This window comes from Aggregatibacter sp. Marseille-P9115 (genome assembly GCF_920939465.1).
GTDB classification, from domain to species: Bacteria; Pseudomonadota; Gammaproteobacteria; order Enterobacterales; family Pasteurellaceae; genus Aggregatibacter; species Aggregatibacter segnis_B.
Genome location: NZ_OV100759.1, coordinates 771,607 through 798,556, shown reverse-complemented (window position 1 = coordinate 798,556; position 26,950 = coordinate 771,607). Strand labels below are relative to the sequence as shown.

General features: G+C 43.6%; 21 protein-coding genes and 5 tRNA genes. 13 read left to right on the top strand and 13 right to left on the bottom strand.

Features of this window, described 5'->3' with window-relative positions; translation table 11 throughout:
- Nucleotides 1-93: 93 nt before the first annotated feature.
- A complete protein-coding gene (gene cysS, locus LQ983_RS03645; protein ID WP_230621700.1) occupies nucleotides 94-1,473 on the bottom strand; it encodes a cysteine--tRNA ligase in 1,380 nt (459 codons plus the stop codon).
- 99 nt (nucleotides 1,474-1,572) lie between these two features.
- Here cysS and LQ983_RS03640 point away from each other — a divergent pair, with 99 nt between their 5' ends.
- Together LQ983_RS03640 and LQ983_RS03635 are read left to right on the top strand one after the other, a co-directional pair.
- Nucleotides 1,573-2,085 carry a peptidylprolyl isomerase gene (locus LQ983_RS03640; protein ID WP_109103932.1) on the top strand — a complete coding sequence of 171 codons (513 nt, stop codon included), beginning with the start codon at nucleotides 1,573-1,575 and terminating at the stop codon, nucleotides 2,083-2,085.
- Between the two features lie 44 nt (nucleotides 2,086-2,129).
- Nucleotides 2,130-2,921 carry a TatD family hydrolase gene (locus LQ983_RS03635; RefSeq protein ID WP_230621698.1) on the top strand — a complete coding sequence of 264 codons (792 nt, stop codon included), beginning with the start codon at nucleotides 2,130-2,132 and terminating at the stop codon, nucleotides 2,919-2,921.
- A gap of 26 nt (nucleotides 2,922-2,947) precedes the next feature.
- On the opposite strand, the gene nrdG is transcribed toward LQ983_RS03635, so the two are convergent.
- From nrdG to LQ983_RS03615, 4 genes are all read right to left on the bottom strand, one after another.
- Nucleotides 2,948-3,415, bottom strand: coding sequence for an anaerobic ribonucleoside-triphosphate reductase-activating protein (nrdG, locus tag LQ983_RS03630; protein WP_111295771.1), 468 nt, complete (start codon nucleotides 3,413-3,415; stop codon nucleotides 2,948-2,950).
- A 385-nt stretch (nucleotides 3,416-3,800) separates the two neighbouring features.
- On the bottom strand, nucleotides 3,801-5,927 hold the full coding sequence (gene nrdD, locus LQ983_RS03625) for an anaerobic ribonucleoside-triphosphate reductase (protein ID WP_230621691.1): 2,127 nt from the start codon (nucleotides 5,925-5,927) through the stop codon (nucleotides 3,801-3,803).
- Nucleotides 5,928-6,139: 212 nt separating this feature from the next.
- A complete protein-coding gene (locus LQ983_RS03620) occupies nucleotides 6,140-7,792 on the bottom strand; it encodes a sulfatase-like hydrolase/transferase (protein WP_230621690.1) in 1,653 nt (550 codons plus the stop codon).
- 149 nt (nucleotides 7,793-7,941) lie between these two features.
- On the bottom strand, nucleotides 7,942-9,729 hold the full coding sequence (locus LQ983_RS03615; protein WP_230621688.1) for a long-chain fatty acid--CoA ligase: 1,788 nt from the start codon (nucleotides 9,727-9,729) through the stop codon (nucleotides 7,942-7,944).
- Nucleotides 9,730-9,973: 244 nt separating this feature from the next.
- Here LQ983_RS03615 and dnaE point away from each other — a divergent pair, with 244 nt between their 5' ends.
- The gene (gene dnaE / locus LQ983_RS03610; RefSeq protein ID WP_230621686.1) at nucleotides 9,974-13,450 is read left to right on the top strand and encodes a DNA polymerase III subunit alpha; all 3,477 of its coding nucleotides are present in this window, start codon (nucleotides 9,974-9,976) and stop codon (nucleotides 13,448-13,450) included.
- Nucleotides 13,451-13,520: 70 nt separating this feature from the next.
- Here the strand turns inward: dnaE and LQ983_RS03605 are convergent, their stop codons facing one another.
- From LQ983_RS03605 to LQ983_RS03575, 7 genes are all read right to left on the bottom strand, one after another.
- Entirely contained in the window at nucleotides 13,521-14,351 is an 831-nt protein-coding gene (locus LQ983_RS03605; protein WP_230622599.1) for a class II glutamine amidotransferase, read from the bottom strand.
- Nucleotides 14,352-14,548: 197 nt separating this feature from the next.
- The gene (gene gdhA / locus LQ983_RS03600) at nucleotides 14,549-15,898 is read right to left on the bottom strand and encodes an NADP-specific glutamate dehydrogenase (RefSeq protein WP_230621682.1); all 1,350 of its coding nucleotides are present in this window, start codon (nucleotides 15,896-15,898) and stop codon (nucleotides 14,549-14,551) included.
- Nucleotides 15,899-16,171: 273 nt separating this feature from the next.
- A complete protein-coding gene (gene argH / locus LQ983_RS03595; RefSeq protein WP_230622598.1) occupies nucleotides 16,172-17,545 on the bottom strand; it encodes an argininosuccinate lyase in 1,374 nt (457 codons plus the stop codon).
- 246 nt (nucleotides 17,546-17,791) lie between these two features.
- A tRNA-Val gene (locus LQ983_RS03590) sits at nucleotides 17,792-17,867 on the bottom strand.
- A gap of 27 nt (nucleotides 17,868-17,894) precedes the next feature.
- Nucleotides 17,895-17,970: transfer RNA gene (locus tag LQ983_RS03585), tRNA-Val, on the bottom strand.
- A 37-nt stretch (nucleotides 17,971-18,007) separates the two neighbouring features.
- Nucleotides 18,008-18,083: transfer RNA gene (locus tag LQ983_RS03580), tRNA-Val, on the bottom strand.
- Between the two features lie 37 nt (nucleotides 18,084-18,120).
- Nucleotides 18,121-18,196: transfer RNA gene (locus LQ983_RS03575), tRNA-Val, on the bottom strand.
- A gap of 170 nt (nucleotides 18,197-18,366) precedes the next feature.
- Between LQ983_RS03575 and gltX the strand changes: the two genes are divergently transcribed.
- From gltX to hemN, 10 genes are all read left to right on the top strand, one after another.
- Entirely contained in the window at nucleotides 18,367-19,812 is a 1,446-nt protein-coding gene (gene gltX / locus LQ983_RS03570; RefSeq protein WP_230621681.1) for a glutamate--tRNA ligase, read from the top strand.
- Between the two features lie 78 nt (nucleotides 19,813-19,890).
- Nucleotides 19,891-19,966, top strand: a tRNA-Ala gene (locus tag LQ983_RS03565).
- Between the two features lie 270 nt (nucleotides 19,967-20,236).
- On the top strand, nucleotides 20,237-20,836 hold the full coding sequence (gene rppH / locus LQ983_RS03560) for an RNA pyrophosphohydrolase (RefSeq protein WP_111295791.1): 600 nt from the start codon (nucleotides 20,237-20,239) through the stop codon (nucleotides 20,834-20,836).
- Between the two features lie 2 nt (nucleotides 20,837-20,838).
- Nucleotides 20,839-21,636, top strand: a complete 798-nt coding sequence (locus tag LQ983_RS03555) for a sulfite exporter TauE/SafE family protein (RefSeq protein ID WP_111295793.1) — start codon at nucleotides 20,839-20,841, stop codon at nucleotides 21,634-21,636.
- 8 nt (nucleotides 21,637-21,644) lie between these two features.
- Nucleotides 21,645-22,442, top strand: coding sequence for a prolipoprotein diacylglyceryl transferase (gene lgt, locus LQ983_RS03550; protein ID WP_230621680.1), 798 nt, complete (start codon nucleotides 21,645-21,647; stop codon nucleotides 22,440-22,442).
- Nucleotides 22,439-23,290, top strand: coding sequence for a thymidylate synthase (locus LQ983_RS03545; protein WP_230621678.1), 852 nt, complete (start codon nucleotides 22,439-22,441; stop codon nucleotides 23,288-23,290). Before lgt ends, LQ983_RS03545 begins: the two co-directional genes overlap by 4 nt.
- Before the next feature lie 63 nt (nucleotides 23,291-23,353).
- Entirely contained in the window at nucleotides 23,354-23,881 is a 528-nt protein-coding gene (tadA, locus tag LQ983_RS03540; protein WP_230621677.1) for a tRNA adenosine(34) deaminase TadA, read from the top strand.
- A 101-nt stretch (nucleotides 23,882-23,982) separates the two neighbouring features.
- Nucleotides 23,983-24,543, top strand: a complete 561-nt coding sequence (yihI, locus tag LQ983_RS03535; protein ID WP_111295801.1) for a Der GTPase-activating protein YihI — start codon at nucleotides 23,983-23,985, stop codon at nucleotides 24,541-24,543.
- A gap of 13 nt (nucleotides 24,544-24,556) precedes the next feature.
- Entirely contained in the window at nucleotides 24,557-24,991 is a 435-nt protein-coding gene (locus tag LQ983_RS03530; protein ID WP_006717057.1) for a DUF2489 domain-containing protein, read from the top strand.
- 16 nt (nucleotides 24,992-25,007) lie between these two features.
- A complete protein-coding gene (gene hemN, locus LQ983_RS03525) occupies nucleotides 25,008-26,375 on the top strand; it encodes an oxygen-independent coproporphyrinogen III oxidase (protein WP_230621675.1) in 1,368 nt (455 codons plus the stop codon).
- Between the two features lie 106 nt (nucleotides 26,376-26,481).
- Here the strand turns inward: hemN and LQ983_RS03520 are convergent, their stop codons facing one another.
- Nucleotides 26,482-26,925, bottom strand: coding sequence for a GNAT family N-acetyltransferase (locus LQ983_RS03520; protein WP_109859234.1), 444 nt, complete (start codon nucleotides 26,923-26,925; stop codon nucleotides 26,482-26,484).
- Between the last annotated feature and the right edge of the window lie 25 nt (nucleotides 26,926-26,950).

The window sequence follows — 26,950 nt, the reverse complement described above, 5'->3', positions numbered from 1 at the left end:
AACGTTACCAGAACTAACCGCACTTTATGGCATGCAATAATAAAAAAGGAAAGTGAGCGATTCACTTTCCTTTTTGTTTTCTAACTTGCCGGCTTATTGTTTCCGCCAAGTGGTACCGTTCGGGCCGTCTTCTAACATAATGCCCATTTGGGTTAAGGCGTTGCGTGCCGCATCAGCAGCAGGCCAGTCTTTGGCGGCGCGGGCTTCGTTGCGTTGTTTGATAAGCCCTTCAATTTTGGCGACTTCGTCATCATCAGAGCCGGCTTGTAGGAATTGTTCCGGATCGAGTTGGAGCAAACCGAGAATGCCGGCAAGTTCGCGTAAGCGTGCAGCAAGTCCGTTGGCTTTTTCCCTATCTTCGGTTTTCAGTTTGTTCAATTCGCGCGCCATTTCAAATAGTACGGAAAGGGCGTTTGGCGTATTGAAGTCGTCGTCCATCGCCTCGCGGAACGTGTCCACAAAATTTTCACCGCCAAAAGCCACCGCACTTTTATCGGTACCACGCAATGCGGTGTAGAGGCGTTCCAAGGCACCGTGGGCGAGATTGAGGTTTTCTTCGCTGTAATTTAATTGGCTACGGTAGTGGGCACTTAGCAAGAAGTAGCGCACGCTTTCCGCATCGTAGTGACTTAATACATCGCGAATCGTGAAGAAGTTGCCGAGGGATTTCGACATTTTTTCTTTATCCACCATGATCATGCCGGAATGCAGCCAGTAGTTCACATACTGGTTACCGTGAGCGCAGCAAGATTGAGCAATTTCGTTTTCGTGGTGCGGGAACATCAGGTCGGAGCCGCCACCGTGAATGTCAAAATGCTCGCCAAGTTGTTTGCTGTTCATGGCGGAACATTCAATGTGCCAGCCCGGGCGGCCTTTGCCCCAAGGCGAATCCCAACTTGGTTCGTTTGGTTTGGACATTTTCCACAACACGAAATCCATTGGATTTTTCTTGATTTCATTGATTTCAATACGCGCGCCCGCTTGTAATTGTTCTAAATCTTGGCGGGACAATTTGCCATATTCTTTGAAACTTTCTACGTCAAACATCACATCGCCGTTTTCTGCCACATAAGCATGTCTGCGCTGAATCAGTTTTTCAACAAGGGCAATAATTTCAGGAATATGATGGGTTGCGCGTGGCTCAAAATCCGGACGCAAAATGTTCAAAGCGTCAAAATCTTTATACATTTCTACGACCATGCGATCGACTAATTGATTGCAAGTTTCTTTGTTTTCTAAGGCGCGTTTAATGATTTTGTCGTCCACGTCAGTGATGTTGCGTACATAGGTTAAATCATAGCCTAAATAGCGTAAGTAACGCGCGACAACATCAAAACACACAAAGGTACGGCCGTGCCCGATATGGCAGAGATCATAAACGGTCACGCCGCAAACATACATGCCGATTTTGCCTGCATGAATCGGTTTAAAAATTTCTTTTTCGCGAGTGAGGGTATTGAAAAGTTTTAACATATTGGGGTCCAAATCTTTTTGAAAACGCACCGCACTTTATGGCGATTTGGGGCGGATTATGGAATAATGACGCTCTTTAATTCGTATAGGAAAAGCACAATGATTACACTACACACTAATTTCGGCGACATTAAAATTGCCTTAAATCATGAGAAAGCACCGGTAACGGCAGAAAACTTCTTAACTTATTGTAAAAATGGGTTTTATGATAACACAATTTTCCACCGCGTGATTGATGGTTTTATGATTCAAGGCGGCGGCATGGAAAGCGGTATGCGCGAGAAAGCGACTAACGCACCGATTAAAAATGAAGCCAACAATCGTTTAAGCAACAAGCGCGGCACCATCGCCATGGCGCGTACTTCCGATCCGCATTCGGCGACGGCACAATTCTTCATTAACGTGGCGGATAACACTTTCTTGGATTACCGTTCAAAAGAAATGTTTGGCAAAGAAGTGGTGCAAGAGTGGGGCTACGCAGTATTCGGTGAAGTTGTTGAAGGTATGGATGTGGTGGACAAAATCAAAGGTGTGAAAACCGGCAATAAAGGTTTCCACCAAGACGTACCGAACGAAGATGTGGTAATTACCTCTGTTACCGTTGACGAATAAGACTATGGGCAACTCATTGAGTTGCCTGATTTTTTTAGATTGATATGTATTCCTTTTTTGACACCCATACTCATCTTGATTATTTACAGCAGTTCACCGGTGAGCCGTTGGCGCAGCTTATGCAAAATGCGCAGATAGCTGGCGTGCAAAAGATCTTGATTGTCGCCGTGTTACAGCGGGATTTCAAAACGATTGAAAAAATGACCGCACTTTATCCTGAACATTTGTATTACGGCTTGGGGTTACATCCCTTGTATATCAAAGAACACCAAGCGCAGGATTTGGATTTATTGGAACAGGCGTTAGCAACGTGTTCGCCAAATTGCACTGCCGTGGCGGAAATCGGTTTGGAACGTGCCGTACCGGAATTATTAACCGATGAACTATGGCGCAAGCAATGCGATTTTTTTGAAGCGCAACTGTATTTGGCAAAAAAGCACGATTTGCCGGTGAACATGCATTCCCGCAAGTCGCACGATCAACTGTTTTCTTTTCTTAAACGCATTGAGGTGCCGAAACGTGGCGTCGTGCATGGTTTTGCAGGCAGCTACGATCAGGCAAAACGCTTTGTAGATTTGGGCTATTCTATTGGTGTAGGCGGCACGATTACCTATGAGCGTGCCAATAAAACCCGTCAAACTATCGCGAAATTGCCACTTCATGCTTTATTACTCGAAACGGATTCGCCCGATATGCCGGTATTCGGTTTTCAAGGTCAACCAAATCGCCCGGAAAGAGTGCTACAGGTTTTTAAGGTATTGTGTGAATTAAGACGTGAAACGCCGGAGATGATTGCCGAGACAATTTGGCAAAATAGCCTCAGAAAATTTGCTTAAAAAAACACCGCACTTTTATGCAGGCATTAAATCTTAAAACGATGAATGATCTGATTTGCCGAACCGCGCCAAACCAAGCTTGGGTCCGCCTGTTCTTGAATAAACTTACCATCAATGAGCACATCAATATAAGGCAGCATTTGACGTTGATATTCATCCAACTCTTCTAATTTGTAACCTGTCCAAACCCAAATGTCTTTATCGGGACATTCTCGTTTTACCCGTTGAACCAAAGGCAACAGCGCTTCTACGTTTCTCGGGTGCAAAGGGTCACCGCCGGAGAGAGTCAAACCTTGGCGTTTAATACGGGTGTCTTTGAGATCCTTGAGAATTTGTTCTTCCATTTCACTACCAAAGGGCACCCCGGCGCTAAACGACCAGCTTTTTTGGTTGTAGCACCCCTTACAGCCGTGAGTGCAGCCGCTGACAAACAGCGTACAACGCGTGCCTTCGCCATTGACGATATCGACGGGATAGTATTGGAGGTAGTTCATTTTCGTTTTGTTTAAATCAAATTCGCTTTTTTAAATATCGGGTTTCGCCGATGGCGACTCACTTTCTTTTGCTTGCACAAAAGAAAGTAAGCAAAGAAAAGTGCACCCGGATAAGCCGCTGTTCTTCGCTTGATTGCCATTTTCTTTACGGCAATTTTCGAACTCGCTACGCTCAAACAGACGAAAATTGCCTAAAAATGGCAAGCCGCTCAGGCGTCTTATACGGGAATCCCATTTTATTTGAGCGTTGCAAAAGTGCGGTCAGATTTTTTCATGTTTTTGACTGAAAATCTTCCAAAAATGACCGCACTTTATCGTGATAATGCGCCTAAAATCCCCCTCTTTAGCAAAGAGGGGTTAGGGGAGATTTGGCAACGCCTTAAGATTACATGTGTTTAACCCGACGCTTAACTTCCTCCTGTTTCCCCGCATTAAATGGACGGGCATCCGGGCTGCCGAGGTAGCCGCAGACACGGCGGGTGACAGAAACTTTTTCACTGTCGTGGTTGCCGCATTTCGGGCAGGTGAAACCTTTGCTGGTACATTCAAATTCACCGGTGAAACCACATTCATAACATTCGTCGATTGGCGTGTTGGTCCCGTAGTAAGGCACGCGGTCGTAGCTGTAATTCCATACGTCTTCCAACGCTTTTAAGTTATGTTGAATGTTCGGGTATTCACCGTAGCAAATGAAACCACCGTTAGCCAATGGCGGATACACCATTTCAAAGTCTAACTTGTCGTACGGGTTCACTTTTTTCTCTACGTCCAAGTGATAGCTGTTGGTGTAGTAGCCTTTGTCGGTCACGCCATCGATCACGCCGAACTGTTTGGTGTCAAGGCGGCAGAAACGGTCGCACAGATTTTCACTTGGGGTGGAGTATAAACTGAAGGCGTAGCCCGTTTCAGCACGCCATTGTTTAACCGCGTTGCTTAAGTGTTCCACGATAGCACGGCCTTTTTCTCGCAGCATTTCGTCATCGTAAATATGCCCTTGGTGATACAACGCATTGATGGTTTCGTGAATGCCGATGTAGCCAAGGGAAATGGAGGCGCGGCCATTTTTGAAGATTTGTGCCACGTTATCGTCTGCTTTCAAACGCACGCCACAGGCACCTTCCATGTAGAGAATTGGTGCTACGCGGGCTTTGGTGTGTTCCAAGCGGGCAATACGAGTCATTAAGGCTTTTTTCGCCAAAGCCAAGCGTTGCTCCAATATTTCATAGAAACGTTTTTCATCGCCTTTGGCTTCAATGGCAATACGAGGCAAATTGAGGCTTACTACGCCGAGGTTGTTACGTCCGTCATGGATTTGTTCGCCATCCTCTTCGTAAGCGCCCAAGAAACTGCGGCAGCCCATTGGTGCTTTAAAGGATCCCGTGACTTTGACGACTTGGTCGTAATTCAGAATATCCGGATACATCCGTTTGCTGGCGCATTCCAACGCAAGCTGTTTGATGTCGTAATTCGGATCGTTTGGCTCTAAATTCACCCCTTTACGTTGAGTAAAGACCAGTTTCGGGAACACAGGTGTTTTGTGGTTTTTGCCTAAGCCACGAATTCGATTTTGTAAAATGGATTTTTGAATCAAACGAGCTTGCCAGCTTGTACCTAAGCCAAAACCAAAGGTGACAAAGGGGGTTTGTCCGTTGGCAGTATGTAAGGTGTTTACTTCATATTCCAAGGATTGGAAGGCATCGAAACATTCTTTTTCAATCAAGGCTTGCGCATATCCTTGCGTATCTGGAATGTTCCATTGCTCTGCATTTTTGAGGTGTTTTTCATAGCTTAACTGCACATAAGGCGAAAGCACTTCATCAATGCGGTTAATGGTGGTGCCGCCGTAAATATGGCTAGCCACTTGGGCGATGATTTGGGCGGTGACAGCGGTTGCGGTACAGATCGATTTTGGCGGTTCGATTTCTGCATTTCCCATTTTAAAACCACGGGTCAACATGCCTTTTAAATCGACTAACATACAGTTAAACATTGGGAAAAATGGGGAATAATCCAAATCGTGATAATGGATTTCCCCTTTTTCATGGGCTTCCACAACATCACGCGGCAAAATGTATCGTTTGGCATAATGTTTCGCCACGATACCGGCCAATAAATCCCGCTGTGTCGGGATCACTTTGGCATCTTTATTGGCATTTTCGTTGAGCAATTCCACGTTGCTTTGTTCAATCAGCCCTTCGATTTCCTTTGTTAATTGACTGCGTTTTTCACGTGCCATATCACGCTCATGACGGTATTCAATATAAGCGCGCGCAATTTGTGGGTATTGGCTTGCCATCAGGTGATTTTCGACAATCTTTTGAATGTGGCTAATATCAATTTCTTGTTGATGATGCGCGAAAATGTCATTGCTGACTTTTTGTGCAATGTCATGACAAAAGCGTTCATCTTGAATATCCACCGCTTGCGCTGCTTTTTTAATGGCATTAATAATGCGTTGAATTTCAAACCCGATGCGTGAACCATCACGCTTTATGACGAAAAATGTCCCCATGTTAGCCACCTATAGTGTGTAATTAAAGTTGGTAATACTATATATAGATATTTTTTTAAATTCAACACACAATATGTAGTGTTTTTTTATTTTGATTAGTGTAGTGATATAGGTGAGAGAGATCTTTTATGTGATTAAAAACTTATTGATATGGAGATTTATTTTTAATATAAGAATGATAAATGAAAAGGAACCGTAAGGTTCCTTCAAAATTATTGAGCAATCTTTAAACACTGGTAGATGTAGTGTTTATAATCATTAACAGCAGCTATATCTTGGCTGTCTTCAAGTTTACCTTCATTTAGTTCCCTCATTGCGATATTAGCGCGCATAAAATCATCTTTGGCTTCTAAGCCAGCTATCTCTAATAGCAATCCACCCATGAAAGCAAGATCTAAAAAGGTTTGTCGTTGTATAAATTCAGTTTTTAGATTGCTTCTAACGATAAGCTGAGTGACATAATCAGGGTTAGTATATCCCCCCTTTTTAGGAGGTAAACAGTTATCGAAAGCAACTTGGTGATCACCAAAATATGCAAATACATAAGGTAATTCACGTTTCTTTAAGTAGATATTAAAGGTTTCTGTCGCCTCATTGAGTGCAATAATACGTTGAGCATAATCATTTAAGCTGGCTATGGTTTTATCACTTAATCTCTTTGCTGAAATTTTAAAATGATTTGGGGTGTTTGTGTGGTAAGGACCATGCTCTTTCATTGTAAGCACATAAACAAACATTGGTTGCTGAATATGCGCTAAAGACGGATGTTGTTTTTGCAAAATCATTTGAGTATATTTTAACATCTCATCGCTACCGATATGCCATAAATTTTTGCCCAATGGAGCAGGATAACCTAGATCCTGAGGTTGTAGCATAAGATCAAAACCAAAATTGTCGTATGCGGATTTTGCATTATAATTTCCTTTAGTAAAAGGGGATAATGCGACACAAAAATAACCTTGCATTCTTAGATTATGTATCAACCCAGATTGTAAATGTGGCACAACAGAATAAAACACACCATTGGCTAGAGCACCAAAATCTGTAGAGGGAATTCCAGCAAGAAATGCAAATTCGGATTTCCAAGTAGCCCCACCTAAGGTATGTACTCGTAATGGGCTCATAAAGACCGTATCCTGTTGTTTTTCAAACATAGACAATGATGGAATAGATTGCTGCTCTAGTTCAAATTGATGTGGATTTAGCGTAGATTCTTGTAAACATACAACAATATCTGGTTTTTGGTGGCAGATATTTGGCTTTGGTATTGAGAGTGAGGTCATTTTTTCATGAAATCTTTGTCCATTGCCAGTGAATTCAGGCACTTTAAAAAATACTCCTCTGCAGGACATAGGTAAGTTTAGAAATACGTCTCTACCATCATCAGGTAGTGAATCCACCCAGACTTTAGTTGCCTCTGGATGTTTAGAATAGTGCCACATTAGCCAAAATGTATTAACAGTGAGACAGAATGCAGCTATTCGCCAGAACGTAGGTAGAGTTTCCGCATCTGCCCATCCTAAAATCGCGTAAGTGAATAAACCTATTAACCCCAAAATCGCCAAGATTGCGCTTTTGTAATGAATTAGTGTTTCCCAGTTTCGCCAATCTAGAATTAATAAAAAGTCAGAAATAAGTAAAGGCTGTTTGTAATAATGGATTTTTAACCGATGAAACAGCATTAAAATAACAAAAAGCACAGAAGCAAAATTTAATCCTCGTTGCCACTGACCGGAAATGGTAAACATTGAACTAAAGAAAAAGAGAAACAATGCGATAGAAAATAAATAAGTCCAGCGGTAGTGAGAGTTAATAATAAAAATAATGGCCGCCATGGAAAATAGCAATAGAAGTATGTAGGACATATTAGTTATTATACCAAAATAAGTAGTTCAACAACTGAGGTAGTTTATATTGTTTTTAAGATTATTGAAAACTCAAAAGAAGGTAAACTTTATGAGTTTTTTAGGTTAATATTTTTACAAGTATAGGAAAACATTATTGATAATACTTGCTAACTATACATCGCTTCAATCTGCTCTTTATAGCGTTGCAGAATGACTTTTCGACGTAATTTTAGCGTGGGGGTAATTTCTTCCAGCTGCGTGCTGAATGCCTGAGGCAACAACGTGAAACGTTTGATTTGTTCCCAACCTGCAAGTTCTTTTTGTAATTCATTGATTCGCTGTTCTAGCATTTGCAAAATCTCAGAATTTTTGAGCAACTCTAAACGATCTTGATATTTGATGTTGACCTGTTTGGCATATTCCTCAAGAGCAGCATAGCAAGGCACGATAAGGGCGGAAACGTATTTTTTGGCATCAGCAATGACCGCGATTTGTTCGATGAATTTGTCTTTGCCGATTTTGCTTTCCAACACTTGGGGTGCAATGTATTTGCCGTTGGAGGTTTTCATTAATTCTTTAATACGGTCGGTGATGTATAAATTCCCCTCGGCATCAAATTCGCCTGCATCACCGGTTTTTAAGAAACCATCTGCAGTGAAAGCATCGGCGGTTTCCTGCGGTTTTTTGTAATAGCCTTTCATGACCATACCGCCGCGTACAAGGATTTCGTTATTTTCACCGATTTTGACTTCTGCGCCCGGCATTAAACTGCCGATGGAATTGGCGTTAAAGTGAAAATCATCCCAACATGAGATGGTCGCGGTGGTTTCTGTCATGCCGTAACCCAGCTTAATGTTCAAGCCGATGCTGTGGAAAAATAACCCGATCGTCGGTTCTAATTTAGCACCGCCGCAAGGCATCATGCGAATGCGTCCACCAAGTAGCGCACGTAATTTGCCAAGTACTAGCTTATTGGCGAGGGCATACTGTTGTTTTAATAAAAAGCCGATCTTTTGTCCTTTGGCAAGGGCATCGAAATGCTGATGCCCAACGTCCATCGCCCAATGAAAAATACGTTGGCGAAGTTTTGGCGCATTATGGACTTTATCTAAAATAGCCGTATAAATTTTTTCGTAAAAACGCGGCACGGCACACATTAACGTCGGACGAATCTCCGTTAAAGCCGACCGCACTTGATTGGTGTCTTCAATATAACAGTTGGTGGCACCACGATGGAGCACATAAGCCACCCAAGCGCGCTCAAAAATATGCGATAAGGGCAAGAAGGAAAGAGAGACATCGGTATCATCCACTTTTAATGCCTGATCGTGTGCGTTGAGTTGGTGCGCTAAATTCGCGTAATCCAACATCACGCCTTTCGGCTCGCCGGTGGTACCGGAGGTGTAAATCAGCGTAAATAAATCCTCTAAGCACTTGCTATCCAACCGTTGTTGTAATTCCGCCTGATATTGCTCGTCCGCCATATCAATAAATTCTTGCCAGTGGCAGGCTTTGGCGTGTTCATGCAAATGAATGGTGTTTTTCATTGCCACGATTTTCTGCAATGTCGGGCATTCCTCAGCAATGTCGATGACCTGATCATATTGTTCTTGATCCCCCACAAAAATGATCTTCATATCCGCATTATTAATAATAAATTGCGCTTGTTTTGCCGTGTTCGTGGCATAAATCGGCACGGTGACGGCACGCACTTGCAATGTACCGATGTCGGTGATCGTCCAACGCGGCATATTATGCGAGAAAATGCCAATTTTATCTTGAATATCAATATGATTTGCTAATAACGCTAATGAAATTTGGTCAATTTGTTGTTGTAACTCTGACCAAGAAATAGACAACCAATTGTTGTCTTTGAAGTAACGAAGTGCGGTGCGATTTGCCAACGTTTTGGCTTGGCTACGCACACGGTGAATAAAATGAAAATTGAGATCCATGGTTAAAAATCCAAAGTCAGCTAACAGTTGTGCGCTAATATAGCGGATTGAGGCTCAAAACTCTAGCAATAAAACTGCGTTTTATGGGGATTTATTGGGTTAATGTACCTTGTCAAATTATCCCTATAATTCTCGGCAAAATACCGCTAAAATTATGCACCATAACTTCGCCCCCATAGGTTAAGCCAATGCTCAAAATCCGTTGGATTTTTTGACCGCACTTTTTGTTATTTTAAGGATGTTTATGTCACCGCCACGTTTTGTTCATTTGCAGGTTCACAGTGATTTTTCCATGATTGACGGTATCGCCAAAGTGAAACCGTTGGTGAAAGCTTGCGTGGAAAATAACATGGTGGCGATGGGGCTAACGGACTTCACGAATTTCTGTGGCTTGGTCCGGTTTTATGGTGAGGCATTATCTTCCGGCGTGAAGCCGATTATCGGGGCGGATGTGCTGGTACAAAGCGAACTGTGTGGGGAGGAAAGATTCCGTTTAACTTTATTGGCAAAAAATAACGAAGGCTACAAAAATATCACGTTGTTGCTTTCTAAAGCTTATGAACGCGGTTATTCGGATGTGCCATATATCGATCAGCAATGGCTGGTGGAACATCGTGCTGGGGTGATTGTTTTATCCGGCGGCGTCAATGGCGATGTAGGTAAAAAATTACTGCGTAGCAATACTGATGAACTTAAAAGTGCGGTGGATTTTTACCACGAATTTTTCCCTGATCATTTTTATCTTACCCTCACCCGCACCGGTCGTCCCGATGAAGAACGTTATATTCAAGCCGCGTTAGAACTGGCCGAACGTGAACAGTTGCCCGTGGTGGCGACCAATGATGTATGCTTTTTACAGGCTGATGATTTTGAAGCCCATGAAATTCGCGTGGCGATTCATGACGGTTTCACATTAGATGACCCGAAACGTCCTAAAAATTATACTGGCCAACAATATTTCCGTTCCGAACAAGAAATGTGTGATTTGTTTGCCGATGTGCCGAGCGCACTGGAGAACACGCTACTGATTGCACAACGCTGTAATGTCACCATTCGATTGGGCGAATATTTCTTACCTAAATTTCCAACCGGTGATTTAAGCACCGAAGATTACCTTGTGAAACGTGCCAAAGAGGGCTTGGAAGAGCGCCTTAAGGTGTTATTCCCTGATGAAAACGAGCGTGCAGCGCGTCGCCCGGAATATGATGAACGCTTGCAGGTGGAACTGGATGTAATCAACCAAATGGGGTTCCCGGGTTACTTTTTGATCGTGATGGAGTTTATCCAATGGTCAAAAGATAACGATATTCCGGTGGGGCCAGGGCGGGGGTCCGGTGCAGGGTCTTTGGTGGCGTATGCGTTAAAAATTACTGATTTGGATCCGTTAGAATTCGATTTGCTTTTTGAGCGTTTCCTTAATCCGGAACGGGTTTCCATGCCTGACTTTGACGTGGATTTCTGTATGGACGGACGCGACCGCGTGATTGAACACGTTGCCGAAATGTATGGACGTGGTGCGGTGTCGCAAATTATTACGTTCGGTACCATGGCGGCAAAAGCGGTGATTCGCGATGTGGGGCGCGTACTGGGACAACCTTATGGCTTTGTGGATCGCATTTCTAAATTAGTGCCACCGGATCCCGGCATGACACTTGCCAAAGCGTTTGAAGCGGAACCGAAGCTACAAGAAATTTACGATGCCGACGAAGAAGTCCGCGCCATTATTGACATGGCACGCAAGCTGGAAGGTGTCACTCGAAATGCCGGTAAGCATGCCGGTGGAGTGGTAATTTCGCCGACGTTAATTACCGATTTCTCGCCGCTGTATTGCGATTCGGAAGGGAAACATCCGGTCACTCACTTCGATAAAAACGACGTGGAATATGCGGGTTTGGTGAAGTTTGACTTCTTAGGCTTACGTACCTTAACCATCATCAAATGGGCGCTGGATATGATTAACGCTCGCATGGAAAAAGAAGGCAAACCGTTGGTAGATATCAACGCCATTCCATTGGATGATCACCAATCTTTTGAAGTGTTGCTTAATGCCGAAACCACGGCGGTGTTCCAGTTGGAGTCGCGTGGTATGAAGGATTTGATTAAGCGCCTCAAGCCGGACTGCTTTGAAGATATTATCGCGTTGGTAGCCTTGTTCCGACCGGGCCCATTGCAATCAGGCATGGTGGATAACTTTATCGACCGTAAACACGGGCGCGAAGAAGTGTCTTATCCGGATGCCAACTATCAACATGAATCCCTTAAACCGATTTTAGAGCCAACCTACGGCATTATTTTGTATCAAGAGCAGGTCATGCAAATTGCTCAAGTCTTGGCGGGTTATACGTTGGGTGGCGCAGACTTATTGCGTCGTGCGATGGGTAAGAAAAAACCGGAAGAAATGGCGAAGCAGCGTTCTGTGTTTGAAGAAGGCGCGATTAAAAATGGCATAGACGGCGATCTTTCCATGAAGATCTTCGATTTGGTGGAAAAATTTGCGGGCTATGGTTTTAACAAATCGCACTCTGCCGCCTATGCTTTAGTGTCCTATCAAACCCTGTGGTTGAAAGCACACTATCCTGCCGAATTCATGGCGGCAGTCATGACTTCGGAAATGGATAACACCGACAAAATCGTTGGCTTGTATGACGAATGTATGCGCATGGGCTTAAAGGTGGTACCGCCGGACATTAACACCGGAAAACATCATTTTAGCGTCAATGAAAACGGCGAAATTGTGTATGGTATCGGTGCGATTAAAGGCGTGGGTGAAGGGCCGATTGCAGCCTTGGTAGAAGCTCGTGAGAAAGACGGTATTTTCAAAAACTTGTTTGATTTATGTGCCCGCGTGGATTTAAAGAAAATCAATCGACGTACGTTTGAAAGCCTGATTAAATCCGGTGCTTTCGATAAACTTGGGCCACATCGTGCGGCGTTACAACAAAATTTGGAAGATGCACTACGTGCCTCCGATCAACATGCCAAAGACGAGGCTTTAGGGCAGACGGATATGTTCGGCGTGTTGACAGAAACCAACGAGGAAGTGGAACATTCTTATGCCAACATTGCCCCTTGGACGGAAAAGACGATTTTAGACGGTGAACGGGAAACCCTCGGACTGTATCTCAGCAGTCATCCGGTGAGTCGTTATTTGAAAGAATTGTCTCATTACAGCCCAATGCGTCTGAAAGAGTTGACGCCGAATTATCGCGGACAAATGAGTACTGCCAGCGGTTTGGTAGTAAATACGCGTATTGCCGTCACCAAAAAAGGCAACCACATCGGCATTGCCACCATTGATGACCGTTCCGGTCGTTTAGATTTAACGTTGTTTGGCGAAGCGCTAGATAAATTCGGTGAGAAACTGCAAAAAGACACGGTGATCGTGGTGTCAGGGCAGGTCAGTTTTGACGACTTTTCACAAGGCTTACGTATGTCTGTGCGGGATTTGATGACGATTGATGAAGCGCGTGCACGTTATGCGAAAAGCCTTGCGATTTGCCTGTCTCAAGAACAAATCACACCGCAATTCATTAAGCAATTTAAACGGATTTTACAGCCTTACAGCGGCAATTCCCTGCCGGTGCATATTTATTACCAAAGCCCACAAGGCAGAGCCTTAGTCAAAATGGGCGTGCAATGGTCGGTCAATCCAACCGATGAATTGCTGACCGAACTTGTGACATTGCTCGGTGAAAGCGCGGTGGAGTTGGAGTTTGAATAGATAATAGAGATAAAAAGTGCGGTCGGAAAAAATCATTGTTTTTTCGACCGTACTTTTTGTATGAGCCGGGTTAGGCAACTTTAGCCGTGCCTAACGTCCCATCATCAATCATTTCTGTTCTCGGCGTGCCGATGATTTCCCACACTTTTTCCCCATTTTTGAAGAAGACAAATCCACCGTTTTCCATTTTGCGCCAGACTTCGTCTTTGGTGAGCGGCACGGTAGTAATGATCGTGACTTTATCGCCCTCTTTGGCGTATTCATTGAAGTCGATGACACCGTCATCATCAACACGTTGTGCTTTGCCAAATGGGGCTTTACGGGTGAGATAGTGTAGGTTAGTGGAACAACGGGCAATCATCCATTCGCCGTTAGACAGGATAAAGTTAAAGGTGCCATGCTCTGCGAGTTTGTTGCTGATATCTTGCACGGCTTGAAAAATCTGTTCTTCGTTTGGCTTTTTGCGAAAGCGATTTTTTAATTGTTCTGCCATGTAACAGAAAGCAGTTTCTGAATCAGTGCTGCCGATAGGTTGACAGAAGGATTCGCTCATGTCGGGCAGTTCGGTTAAGTTGCCATTATGGGCAAAAACCCAATTTTCACCCCAGATCTCACGGATAAATGGATGGGTATTTTCAAGGTTTACATCGCCTTGCGTCGCTTTACGAATATGCGAAATGACGTTGAGGGATTTGATGTGGTATTGTTTCACGCAATCCGCGATAGGGGAAATGTGGCCAGGTTTATTGTCGCGGAAAATACGCACGCCTTTGCCTTCAAAAAAAGCGATACCAAATCCGTCTGAATGGGAATCTGTGAGTCCGGCGCGATGACGAAATCCTTCAAATGAAAACACAATATCCGTCGGCGTATTGCAGTTCATTCCCAATAATTGGCACATAAATTTGTTTAACCCTTGTGTAGAATAACCATAGAATAAGTGCAGATTTAACACCATAACTCCGCTAATTTCAATATTCCACCGACCTCATTTTTAGAACAAAATGTGCTGTCTCATAACAAAATTAGCTTAAAAAATACCGCACTTTTTGTTGCCCTCAAAAGTGCGGTCGTTTTTTGAGATGTTTTTCGTGTCGATTAATACACGCCTTGCGCCAACATGGCATCAGCTACTTTAACGAAACCGGCGACGTTCGCACCCACCACATAGTTGATGTTACCTTGCGCATCACTGCCGTATTTTTTACAGTTAGTATGAATGTCTAACATAATGCGATGCAATTTTGCATCCACCTCTTCTCTTGTCCAACTTAAACGTTGTGCGTTTTGCGACATTTCCAAACCGGAAGTGGCGACGCCACCTGCGTTTGCTGCTTTGCCCGGTCCGAAGAGTACACCGGCGTCAATAAAAGCATTGGTGGCTTCAATGGTGGTTGGCATATTGGCACCTTCGGCTACGACTTGAACGCCATTGGCAATCAAGGCTTGTGCATCGCTTAATGCTAATTCGTTTTGGGTGGCACATGGGAGTGCAATATCGACTTTTAAATGCCACGGCCGAGCACCGGCGACATATTTCAAGCCAAAGAGATCGGCGTAATCTTTTACACGACCGCGTTTGACATTTTTGATGTCCATTAAAGCGGCTAATTTTTCTTGAGTGAAGCCTTCTTCATCCACAACGGTGCCGGATGAGTCGGAACAGCTAATGACTTTAGCGCCTAGTTGCAGGGCTTTTTCAATCGCATATTGTGCCACGTTGCCGGAGCCGGAAACCGCGACGGTTTTGCCTTTCAAATCTTGACCTTTTTCTGCCAGCATAGCTTGGACGAAATAAACCAAACCATAGCCGGTGGCTTCCGGACGAATTAAGCTGCCGCCGAAGCTCAAGCCTTTGCCGGTAAAGACACAGCCGGTTTGATTGGAGAGTTTTTTCATCATGCCGGTTAAATAACCCACTTCACGCGCACCGACACCAATATCACCTGCCGGCACATCTGTATCTGGGCCGATGTGGCGATAAAGTTCAGTCATTAAGGCTTGGCAGAAGCGCATGACTTCTGCATCGCTTTTGCCTTTTGGATCAAAGTCGGAACCGCCTTTGGCACCGCCCATTGGCAATGTGGTTAAAGCATTTTTGAAGATTTGCTCAAAGCCTAAGAATTTTAAAATGGATTGGTTGACGGACGGGTGAAAACGCATGCCACCTTTGAAAGGACCGATAGCGCTGTTAAATTGAATGCGGAAGGCGCGGTTGACTTGCACCTCACCTTTGTCATCTGTCCATGCTACGCGGAATTGAATAATGCGTTCCGGCTCAACTAAACGTTCTAATAAGGCTTCAGAGCGGTATTTCGGGTTTTTCTCAAGGAATGACCAAATAGACGTGAATACTTCGCGTATCGCTTGTAAAAATTCCGGTTGATTTCCGTCACGTTGTTCGACTTTTGCTAAGAATTCTTCGAGTGAGGCAACTGCGTGAGACATAAGAATTTCTCCTGTGGATAGTATGTTGGTGTTTGCTTTATTTATTTTCGCTTGGCTATATTGCTAAGTCAGAATTACTATGCAACAGGAAATCATATGCTTTCAAATGTTTTTACGAAAAAACAATTAAATTATTTTATGTTTTTAACTTATTTTATTTTTTATCTAAAAAATAGGTTTGTTTGTTAGATTGGATTTATTTTTAGTGGTTTTTTGAAAGAAAAGTGCGGTCATAAAAATAAACTTTTTTATGACCGCATTTTAGAAGAGATGTTAGGCAAATCTTGCTTTTGCTTCTGCAATGGCTTCTGCGATACGCAACGGTGATACTCCACCTTTGGCGGCGCGTTTGTCTAAGCAAGATTGTAAAGAAAGAATGTCATACACATCGTCCGACACTTTTTCACAGAATTGACGGAATTCAGGAATCGTCAGGTCTTCTAAGGCCTTGTGTTGCTTGATGGCATACACCACGGTTTCGCCCACAATGTGATGGGAATCACGGAATGGTACGCCTTTGGCAACTAAATAATCGGCTAATTCAGTGGCGTTGGAATAGCCTTTAAGAGCCGATTCGCGAGTGCGTTTCACGTTCACTTTGATGTCGTCTAACACTAATGACGCCATGTCTAAGCAATCTTGCCAAGTGTCCAATGCATCGAAAATGCCTTCTTTGTCTTCCTGCATATCTTTGTTATACGCCAACGGTAAACCTTTTAAGGTCATTAACATGCCATTTAATGCGCCAATAACACGACCAGCTTTACCACGAATTAATTCGCAGGCATCAGGGTTTTTCTTCTGTGGCATGAGGGAAGAGCCGGACGTCACGCGATCGGAGAGTTCCACAAAGTTAGATTCGCCGCTGTTGAAAATAATCATATCTTCAGCGAAACGGGATAAATGCACCATGCTCAGCGAGGCGGCAGAAAGCAGTTCGACGATATGATCGCGATCGGAGACGCTGTCTAAGCTGTTACGGGTCGCAAATGCGAAATCCAAATCTTTGGCGAGCTGTTCGCGATCGATAGGATACGCCGTACCGGCAAGGGCGCCACTGCCTAGCGGACAGCTGTTCATGCGGCGGTAAGCATCGGCTAAACGGGAATAATCGCGATCCAACATTTCAACATAGGCCATGCACCAATGTGCAAAGGTAATCGGTTGGGCACGTTGTAGGTGGGTGTAGCCAGGCATCACTGCCTCTTGGTTATTTTCTGCGGTGAGCACCAATTTGCGTTGTAATTCGCGAAGGGAATGTTGTAATTCGGTCACCCGTTTTTTACACCACATTTTGATGTCGAGCGCCACTTGGTCGTTACGGCTGCGACCGGTGTGCAGTTTTTTACCTAAATTGCCCACTTTGTTAATAAGTTTACTTTCCACCCAACTGTGAATGTCTTCCGCATCATCTTGTAAAATCGCTTGCGGATTTGACCGTACTTCAATCAATAATTCGTTCAGTGCCTGTTCTAATTGTTGTTGTTCTTGTGCGCTTAAAATATTGACGGAAACCAAAGCCTTCGACCAGCCGATGGAGCCCTCAATATCTTGCTCGGCAAGGCGATAGTCAAAGCGTAATGAATCGTTAAAATTTTTAAAACGCTTGTCCGCCGCCTGCGTAAAGCGCCCACCCCAAAGTGCCATAGAATCCTCTGATTTGTGATTGGTGAAATTGGTTAAAAAATATATCACAGAAACAAAAAAGGCGATCAACAAAAAATTTGCTTTTTGTGACCGCACTTTTTGTGTCATTGACCGTTATTTTAATAAATCTTCGTTTTTAGCGTTAATTTGTAAATTCATATAAAAATCTCCTCTTATTCTGTCTTTTTTTAGATTGATAGGATAAAGCATTAGGAGAAATTAAGATACACGAAATTATAAATGAAGTGGTGGGCGATACCGGTCTCGAACCAGTGACCCCCTCCTTGTAAGGGAGGTGCTCTCCCAACTGAGCTAATCGCCCGACGAATCGGTATTTTAAGATTTTAAGTGGTGGGCGATACCGGTCTCGAACCAGTGACCCCCTCCTTGTAAGGGAGGTGCTCTCCCAACTGAGCTAATCGCCCACGTTAGAATCTTAAAATAGGGAAGTATGTAAAGAAGTGGTGGGCGATACCGGTCTCGAACCAGTGACCCCCTCCTTGTAAGGGAGGTGCTCTCCCAACTGAGCTAATCGCCCACGTCGTTACATTGACAACACTGAGAAACCTTGAAAGTGGTGGGCGATACCGGTCTCGAACCAGTGACCCCCTCCTTGTAAGGGAGGTGCTCTCCCAACTGAGCTAATCGCCCTCAATGTTGTGAGCGTGCATTATAATTGCTCAATGATTTCAGTCAACAAATTTTTGCCAAAAATCCGTTGGTTGTTTTAAAAATAGGCATAAAAACAGATTTTTCCTTATGAATTCAAACAACTCGTAGTACAATACCGCACAATTATTTGCACAGAAAAAGGTTATAAAATGAAATTAGAAGCATTATTTGATTTGGATCCAAACGTGAAGGTACGTACCCGTTTTGCACCAAGCCCAACCGGTTATTTACACGTTGGGGGCGCGCGTACCGCACTTTATTCCTGGTTATACGCTAAACACAATCACGGCGAATTTGTGTTGCGTATTGAAGATACCGATTTGGAACGTTCTACGCCGGAAGCCACTCAGGCGATTTTAGAAGCGATGGAATGGTTAGATTTGGCCTGGGAGCATGGCCCTTATTATCAAACTAAGCGTTTTGACCGTTATAACCAAGTTATCGATCAAATGATTGAGCAAGGTTTGGCATACCGTTGTTACTGTACCAAAGAACGTTTGGAAACATTACGTCATACACAAGAACAAAATAAAGAAAAACCGCGTTATGACCGCCATTGTTTACACGATCACGCTGAACATTCTGCTGATGAACCGCATGTTGTGCGTTTTAAAAACCCAACTGAGGGGTCTGTGGTATTTGATGACGCGGTGCGTGGACGCATTGAAATCAGCAACAGCGAATTGGATGACTTGATTATCCGCCGTACCGACGGTTCTCCGACCTATAACTTCTGCGTGGTGGTAGATGACTGGGATATGGGCATCACCCACGTTGTGCGCGGTGAAGACCATATTAATAACACCCCTCGTCAAATTAACATTTTGAAAGCCCTTGGTGCACCGATTCCGGTGTATGCGCACGTTTCCATGATTAACGGTGACGATGGACAAAAACTTTCTAAACGTCATGGCGCCGTGAGCGTGATGCAATATCGTGACGAAGGTTATTTGCCGGAAGCGCTGATTAACTATTTGGTGCGTTTGGGTTGGGGGCACGGTGATCAGGAAATTTTCACCCGCCAAGAAATGATTGATTTATTTGATTTACACTCCGTGAGTAAATCTGCTAGTGCCTTTAACACCGAAAAATTATTGTGGTTGAACCATCATTACATTCGTGAATTGCCAGCGGACTACGTCGCAAAACATTTAGCATGGCAATATCAGGATTTAGGCATTGACACTTCCAATGGCCCGGCATTAACGGAAATCATCACCATGCTTGCGGATCGTTGTAAAACGTTACGTGAAATGGCGCTTGCCAGTCGTTATTTCTTTGAAGAGTTTGAAACTTTCGATGAAGCCGCAGTGAAAAAACATTTCAAAGCGGGCGCGGTAGAAGCTCTTGAAAAAGTAAAAGAAAAACTGACCACACTTTCCACTTGGGATTTGCATTCTACTCACGAAGCCATTGAACAAACCGCTGCCGAATTAGAGGTTGGCATGGGCAAAGTGGGGATGCCGCTGCGCGTGGCCGTGACCGGCGCGGGGCAATCGCCGTCTATGGATGTCACCCTTGTGGGTATCGGGCGTGATCGCGTATTAAATCGTATTCAACGAGCCATTGATTTTATTAAGGCACAAAACGTTTAATATTTAATCTGATGGCAATGAATTAAAAATTTAATATTGACAGACCAAGGGGCGGAATTTATCATAGCCGCCACTTACGGGGATATAGCTCAGTTGGGAGAGCGCTTGAATGGCATTCAAGAGGTCGTCGGTTCGATCCCGATTATCTCCACCAAATTTTAAACCTTATCAATGAAGTCAATTGATAAGGTTTTTCTTTTTTAGCGTTGTGCTTCATGCTTATCAACGCAAATGCTATTAAGTTCTTGCCTCTAAAGTTATCTCATCTAATGTGAAATTTATGCTTAAAAAGAGCATTTAAACATTTCTTAAATGCCCTACCTCTCCCCGTTTCTTGCTAAATGAGTTGCCCGAAAGGGGAGTTTATGAAACAATTTGTCGCTATTCCAATTTAAAAAATTAACTGAATTTTAAGGATACGATAGTGATCGATTTCGATGGCTACCGTCCGAATGTAGGCATTGTTATTTGCAACGACAAAGGGCAAGTGCTGTGGGCGAAAAGATACGGACAGAATTCTTGGCAATTTCCGCAAGGCGGGATTAATGATAATGAAACGCCGGAACAAGCGATGTACCGAGAATTGTTTGAGGAAGTAGGATTAACACGCAAAGATGTACGAGTGCTCTATGCCTCTAAGCATTGGCTGCGTTATAAATTGCCAAAACGCCTGCTACGTTATGATTCCAAGCCTATTTGTATCGGGCAGAAACAACGCTGGTTTTTATTACAGTTAGTCAGTGATACTAAAAATATCAACATGCAATGCAGTAAAACACCGGAGTTTGACGGTTGGCGTTGGGTGAGTTTCTGGTATCCGGTGCGTCAAGTGGTCTCTTTCAAAAGAGATGTCTATCGTAAAGCGATGAAAGAGTTTGCTACGGTGTTATTTGATGAAAATAACAAAGACTTGTTATTGCGGACAGACTCTAGCGCAGTAGAAGAGAAAAAGAATACCTTTTCAACGCCAAAACAGACCCATTCAAAGCATTCTAAACATTCATCACAAAAGTATAAGAGATAATTATGTTAACCTTCTTCCTCTTTTGTTTGCTTGCCGGTTGTGTTGCCGGCTTTTTAGCTGGTTTATTCGGCATTGGTGGCGGCATGGTGATTGTGCCGATGATGGTTTATTTGCTACCAATTGTCGGCGTACCGGATTCACTCTTAATGTCCACCGCACTTGGCACTTCCTTTGCGACTATCGTAGTTACCGCTTTTTCTTCTGCACAACGACACCACAAACTTGGCAATGTTGTTTGGTCAACCTTGAAGTATTTTGCCCCTGCATTAATGATCAGTGCCTTCATTTCAGGACAATACATCAGTAAATTGCCTCATGACATTTCCAGTAAGTTGTTTGCCTGCTTAGTTGTTTACTTAGCCGCTAAAATGATTTTGTCTATTAAACCGAAAAATATCGACCCGAATAAAAAAATTACGCCTTTATCCTCGATTATTGGCGGTGCTTTGATTGGCATGGCATCAAGTGTTGCCGGTATTGGCGGTGGCGGATTTATTGTGCCGTTTTTAAATTCTCGCAACGTAGATATTAAAAAAGCTATCGGTACTTCCGCTTTCTGCGGCATGTTGATGGGGATTGCGGGAATGTTAAGTTTTATGGTGAGCGGTTGGAATGCGCAAGGTATGCCGCCTTATTCGGTCGGTTTCGTATATTTCCCGGCTGTATTGGGCATCACGATCACCTCATTTTTTACCTCTAAACTTGGCGCCAACGCGACGAATAAACTCCCGGTGCCGACTTTGAAGAAAGCGTTTGCTGCCTTTTTAATTGTGGTGGCGATTAATATGTTATTGAAATAAGGAACGTTATGAATTCAGATTACCTTGTATTACCGCATTTCGATCCGGCAATTTTTGAATTTGGTCCCATCGGTTTGCGCTGGTATGGATTAATGTATTTACTCGGTTTTATTTTTGCTCGTTGGTTAGGTGTGCGCCGAGCTCAACAAGCAAACAGCGGTTGGACGGTAGATCAAGTCGATTCTTTACTCTTTAATGGTTTCATGGGCGTCTTTTTAGGCGGTCGAATTGGTGATGTCTTCTTTTATAATTTTGATCGTTTTTTACAGGACCCGCTGTATTTATTTCGAGTTTGGGAAGGCGGTATGTCTTTTCATGGTGGCTTAATTGGCGTGATTATTGCCATGGTCATTACCTCTAAAATACAAAAACGCAGCTTTTGGGCGACAGCAGACTTTGTGGCACCGTTAATTCCGTTTGGTTTAGGGATGGGACGTATTGGTAATTTCATCAATTTAGAATTATGGGGACGTGCAACGGACGTGCCTTGGGCAATGATTTTTCCGACAGATCCGCTATTATTACCACGCCATCCGTCTCAATTATATGAAGCGGTGTTAGAAGGTTTGGTGTTGTTCCTTATTTTGAATTGGTTTATTCGTAAACCACGTCCAATGGGATCGGTTGCCGGCCTCTTCCTCATCGGTTATGGCGTTTTCCGTTTTATGATTGAATATGTGCGCGAACCTGATGTAGAGCTGTTTCTTGATGTGATCACAAGAGGCCAACTTCTTTGTCTGCCAATGATGCTTGGCGGTGTTTTCATTATGCTTTGGGCATACAACAAAAGTGCGGTGAAAAAATGAAACAATATTTAGATTTGTGCCAACGCATTGTTAACGAAGGCGTTTGGGTAGAAAACGAACGTACCGGCAAACGCTGTTTGACCGTGATTAACGCTGGTTTGACTTACGATGTGGCAAATAATCAATTTCCGTTGATTACCACCCGTAAAAGTTATTGGAAAGCAGCGATTGCAGAATTTCTAGGCTATATTCGCGGTTATGACAATGCCGCCGACTTCCGCAAGCTAGGTACCAAAACCTGGGATGCCAATGCCAATGAAAATCAGGCTTGGCTCAATAATCCGCACCGCAAAGGCATGGATGACATGGGGCGCGTATATGGCGTGCAGGGCCGAAGCTGGCGCAAGCCGAATGGCGAACATCTCGATCAGTTGCGTAAAATCGTCAATAACCTCAGCAAAGGCATTGATGACCGCGGTGAGATTCTGACGTTCTATAATCCAGGTGAATTTGATTTGGGTTGTTTGCGCCCTTGCATGCACACACATACGTTTTCCTTGCTGGGTGATACGTTATATCTCACCAGTTATCAGCGCTCTTGTGATGTCCCGCTTGGCTTGAATTTCAACCAAATCCAAGTGTTTACCTTCTTGGCGTTAATGGCACAAATTACCGGCAAAAAAGCAGGGCAAGCGTTCCATCACATTGTGAATGCGCACATTTATGAAGACCAGTTGGCACTCATGCGTGATGTGCAATTAAAACGTGATCCTTTCCCGTCACCGCAGTTGGAAATTAATCCTGACATTAAATCTTTAGAAGACCTAGAAACCTGGGTCACCATGGATGATTTCAAGGTCACGGGTTATCAATGCCACGAACCGATTAAATATCCGTTTTCCGTCTAACAAAGTGCGGTCGGTTTTAAAAACGTTTTTAAAATCTACCGCACTTTTCATCTGAAGAACCTCATGACTGAATTGCAACATCAATTAGATGAACAATTTATGCGCCACGCCTTAACGCTGGCAGATAAAGCAGAAGCCTTGGGTGAAATTCCTGTGGGAGCCGTGTTAGTGAGCGAGGAGGGTGAAATTATTGGTGAGGGATGGAATTTATCGATCATTGATTCTGATCCCACGGCGCACGCCGAAATTGTTGCTCTACGCCAAGGTGGACAAACCTTACAAAATTACCGCTTGTTGAACGCAACCTTATACGTCACCCTTGAGCCTTGCACCATGTGCGCCGGGGCGATTTTGCATAGCCGTATTAAGCGCTTAGTGTTTGGCGCGGCTGACTATAAAACCGGGGCAGTGGGTTCCCGTTTCCATTTCTTTGATGATTACAAAATGAATCATGTCATCGAAATCACCGCTGGTGTGTTGCAGCAGGAATGCAGTGAAAAACTCAGTGCGTTTTTTCAAAAGCGCCGTGGGCAGCAGAAAGAAGCGAAATTAGCGCAACAATTGATGACTGAAGCGAAGTTTGATGATTAAAAGTGCGGTCATTTTTTTTTCAGCATTTTTTAATATCCCTCGTTAAATTTCCTGCGGAGTGATACAATCGCCGCTCAATTTTATTAGTCAAGAGATAAGTTATGTCCCGTCAGAAAAAGACTCGCCGCCTTACAGATATCATGCCGGCCCGCAAATCCGATAAGAAACCGGAACAACCCCTTTCCGGCCGCAAAGCGACACGTTATGAACTGGATGCGAAAGCCCGTGAAGAGAAGAAAAAACGTAAGCATAAAGGATTGGATTCCGGTTCTCGTCATAGTGCGCCGGAAAATAAAGCAGCGAATCAAGTAAAAGAAATTCAGGACCCACGAATCGGTAGCCGTAAAAAAGTACCGTTGATGGTGGAGTTCGTCAATAAATCGCAAAAAGCGCAAGCAGTATCAGCCACAAAATCTGAGCCAAAAGCAACCTTGGATCCGATGCTTGAATTAGAACAGTTAGAAAATAACGAATGTTTGAATCAATTGCTGGATCAATTGGACGAAGGCAAAAAATTGTCTGCCGAAGATCAAAAATTTGTGGATGCCTGTTTGGCGCGTGTCGCCCAATTAATGGACGAATTAGGCATTGCGGATGATGAAGAAAACGATGAAGATTTATACCGCACTTTTGAACGAATCGACATCAACCAATTTAAATAAGTATCTTTAAATTATGTGGAAAACGTTTTTACTCATTGCAGCTGTCATCATCATTGCCGGTATGGTCGGTTATGCCGCGTATTTGTTGTTGGCGTTGCAAAAGCAGAAAAAAGCACTGTTGCAAGCGCGCCGAAACCGTATTCATCGCATTAAAGAAAGCCTTGAAATTATTGCGAAAGCCATGTTGAACGGTGATTGCAATTTGTCAGAAGGTGTATTGCGTTTGAAAATGCTACTCGAACCGGTGGGCATGAGCCTCAAACATTATTCTGCCATGTGGCGATTGTATGAAACGGTCGAAGATATGCCGACCCATGAGGCTCGCAGAGAATTAAAAAAGAACGAAAGAATGCGTTTGGATTTACAGCGTGAAAGCACAGAAGCGGAGCTTGAAAGTAAGATTAAGTCAGAACTAAACCGACTTCTAACGGATATCCAAACATTATAAACGTGGGGAAAATTGAATGTCTGAGATCATTTGGGATTTAGCATTAATTCAAAAATATAATCAATCCGGTCCGCGCTACACATCCTATCCGACAGCGCTTGAGTTTAACGAACAGTATACGAATGATGACTTTATTGCCGCGGCACAACGTTATCCAACACGTCCGTTGTCATTATATGTACACATTCCGTTTTGCCACAAACTTTGTTATTTCTGCGCCTGTAATAAGGTCATTACGCGCCATCAGCACAAAGCAGATATTTACTTGGATTTTTTGGAACGAGAAATAAAAGAGCGGTCAACATTATTTACAAATCGTGTGGCAACGCAAGTGCATTGGGGCGGTGGTACGCCAACATATTTAACGGAGGCACAATCTGCCCGTTTAATGCAAATGTTGCGCGACAATTTTAATATCGCCGATAACGCAGAAATCAGTATTGAAATGGATCCCCGTGAAATTGAGCTTTCGATGTTAGAACATTTGCGTAACATCGGGTTTAACCGCATCAGTATGGGCGTGCAAGATTTCAATAAAGACGTGCAGAAAGCGGTGAATCGCGAGCAGGATGAAACCTTTGTGAATGCGCTGTTGATGCGCGCTCGTGAGCTCGGTTTTCAGTCGACTAACCTAGATTTGATTTATGGTTTGCCATTCCAGAGTGTTGAGAGCTTTATGTTCACCTTGAAAAAAGTCATTGAACTCAACCCTGATCGATTGAGCGTATTTAACTATGCCCATTTGCCAAGCCGTTTCGCCGGACAAGCCAAAATAAAAGATTGGCAGTTGCCGAAACCGGAGACGAAGCTGGAAATTTTGCAAAAAACCATCGAAACGCTGGGCAGTGCAGGTTATAAGTTTATTGGTATGGATCATTTTGCCAAACCGGATGATGAACTTGCTATTGCGCAGCAAAATGGCGTGTTGCATCGTAATTTCCAAGGCTATACGACGCAGGAAGAATGCGATTTGTTGGGGCTGGGTGTGTCGGCAATCAGCTTATTGGGCGATACCTATGCGCAAAATCAAAAGGATTTGAAGGAATATTATACCGCGGTGGATACCAATGGCATTGCCTTACATAAAGGTTTAGCCATGTCAGAAGAAGATTGTTTGCGTCGTGATGTCATTAAGCAATTGATTTGCAACTTTAAACTAGTGTATGCCCTATTAGAAAAACAGTACAATATTGATTTTAAACAACACTTTGCAGAAGATTTGGCCTTGCTAGCACCTTTGGCTGCTGATGGTTTATTGGATATTGGTGAGGAGCAAATCACGGTTTCCGCAAAAGGACGCTTGTTGATTCGTAATATTTGTTTGTGTTTTGATACGTATTCACGCGCACAAGCAAAACAACAGCAATTTTCGCGGATTATTTAATTTGACATGTCGGGGTAGGTTTTATGCCTATCTCTACGCTTGTTTTCTAAAATAAAAAGTGCGGTTGAAATTCACAACAAATTTCAACCGCACTTTTCGTTTATCATTACCCCACTAAATTCAATTCAAACACAGATTTTTTCGGGTTTAAGCGGAACCCCTCTTGCTCCAGCAAATGATGTTGCTGTCGATCTTGTTCTACCACTAATCGTGTGGATTGTGTGTAGCTGACGAATTCTTTGGCTTTGGCGATGAGTGCGGTGTAAATGTCATTTGATTGATTGCCTTGGCGCACGAAAATATCCGTTAATTGCCAGTAGCGCTGTAATTGTAGCGAAGAAAGGCGAGGATAAAGTTGAATGAAACCAAGCGCTTGTTGAGATTGATCGAGAGCGAGGAAAAAAATACTTTCACTAAAACGAATACGGTTGGAAAGAAAGGTGAGCGTACGTTCCGGATTTTCTGTCATGCCCTGAGAAAGACGATATTCTTCAAATAGCGGTAGGAGTGTTTCTAGGTTCCATTGTTCAGCTTTAAAAATTTTAATCATGAGGCAATCGGTCATTTTTTGTTAA

Coding starts and splice junctions, on each gene's coding strand:
- cysS (WP_230621700.1), bottom strand. CDS start 1,473: ATGTTAAAACTTTTCAATACCCTCACTCGCGAAAAAGAAATTTTTAAA.
- LQ983_RS03640 (WP_109103932.1), top strand. CDS start 1,573: ATGATTACACTACACACTAATTTCGGCGACATTAAAATTGCCTTAAAT.
- LQ983_RS03635 (WP_230621698.1), top strand. CDS start 2,130: ATGTATTCCTTTTTTGACACCCATACTCATCTTGATTATTTACAGCAG.
- nrdG (WP_111295771.1), bottom strand. CDS start 3,415: ATGAACTACCTCCAATACTATCCCGTCGATATCGTCAATGGCGAAGGC.
- nrdD (WP_230621691.1), bottom strand. CDS start 5,927: ATGGGGACATTTTTCGTCATAAAGCGTGATGGTTCACGCATCGGGTTT.
- LQ983_RS03620 (WP_230621690.1), bottom strand. CDS start 7,792: ATGTCCTACATACTTCTATTGCTATTTTCCATGGCGGCCATTATTTTT.
- LQ983_RS03615 (WP_230621688.1), bottom strand. CDS start 9,729: ATGGATCTCAATTTTCATTTTATTCACCGTGTGCGTAGCCAAGCCAAA.
- dnaE (WP_230621686.1), top strand. CDS start 9,974: ATGTCACCGCCACGTTTTGTTCATTTGCAGGTTCACAGTGATTTTTCC.
- LQ983_RS03605 (WP_230622599.1), bottom strand. CDS start 14,351: ATGTGCCAATTATTGGGAATGAACTGCAATACGCCGACGGATATTGTG.
- gdhA (WP_230621682.1), bottom strand. CDS start 15,898: ATGTCTCACGCAGTTGCCTCACTCGAAGAATTCTTAGCAAAAGTCGAA.
- argH (WP_230622598.1), bottom strand. CDS start 17,545: ATGGCACTTTGGGGTGGGCGCTTTACGCAGGCGGCGGACAAGCGTTTT.
- gltX (WP_230621681.1), top strand. CDS start 18,367: ATGAAATTAGAAGCATTATTTGATTTGGATCCAAACGTGAAGGTACGT.
- LQ983_RS03555 (WP_111295793.1), top strand. CDS start 20,839: ATGTTAACCTTCTTCCTCTTTTGTTTGCTTGCCGGTTGTGTTGCCGGC.
- lgt (WP_230621680.1), top strand. CDS start 21,645: ATGAATTCAGATTACCTTGTATTACCGCATTTCGATCCGGCAATTTTT.
- LQ983_RS03545 (WP_230621678.1), top strand. CDS start 22,439: ATGAAACAATATTTAGATTTGTGCCAACGCATTGTTAACGAAGGCGTT.
- tadA (WP_230621677.1), top strand. CDS start 23,354: ATGACTGAATTGCAACATCAATTAGATGAACAATTTATGCGCCACGCC.
- yihI (WP_111295801.1), top strand. CDS start 23,983: ATGTCCCGTCAGAAAAAGACTCGCCGCCTTACAGATATCATGCCGGCC.
- LQ983_RS03530 (WP_006717057.1), top strand. CDS start 24,557: ATGTGGAAAACGTTTTTACTCATTGCAGCTGTCATCATCATTGCCGGT.
- hemN (WP_230621675.1), top strand. CDS start 25,008: ATGTCTGAGATCATTTGGGATTTAGCATTAATTCAAAAATATAATCAA.
- LQ983_RS03520 (WP_109859234.1), bottom strand. CDS start 26,925: ATGATTAAAATTTTTAAAGCTGAACAATGGAACCTAGAAACACTCCTA.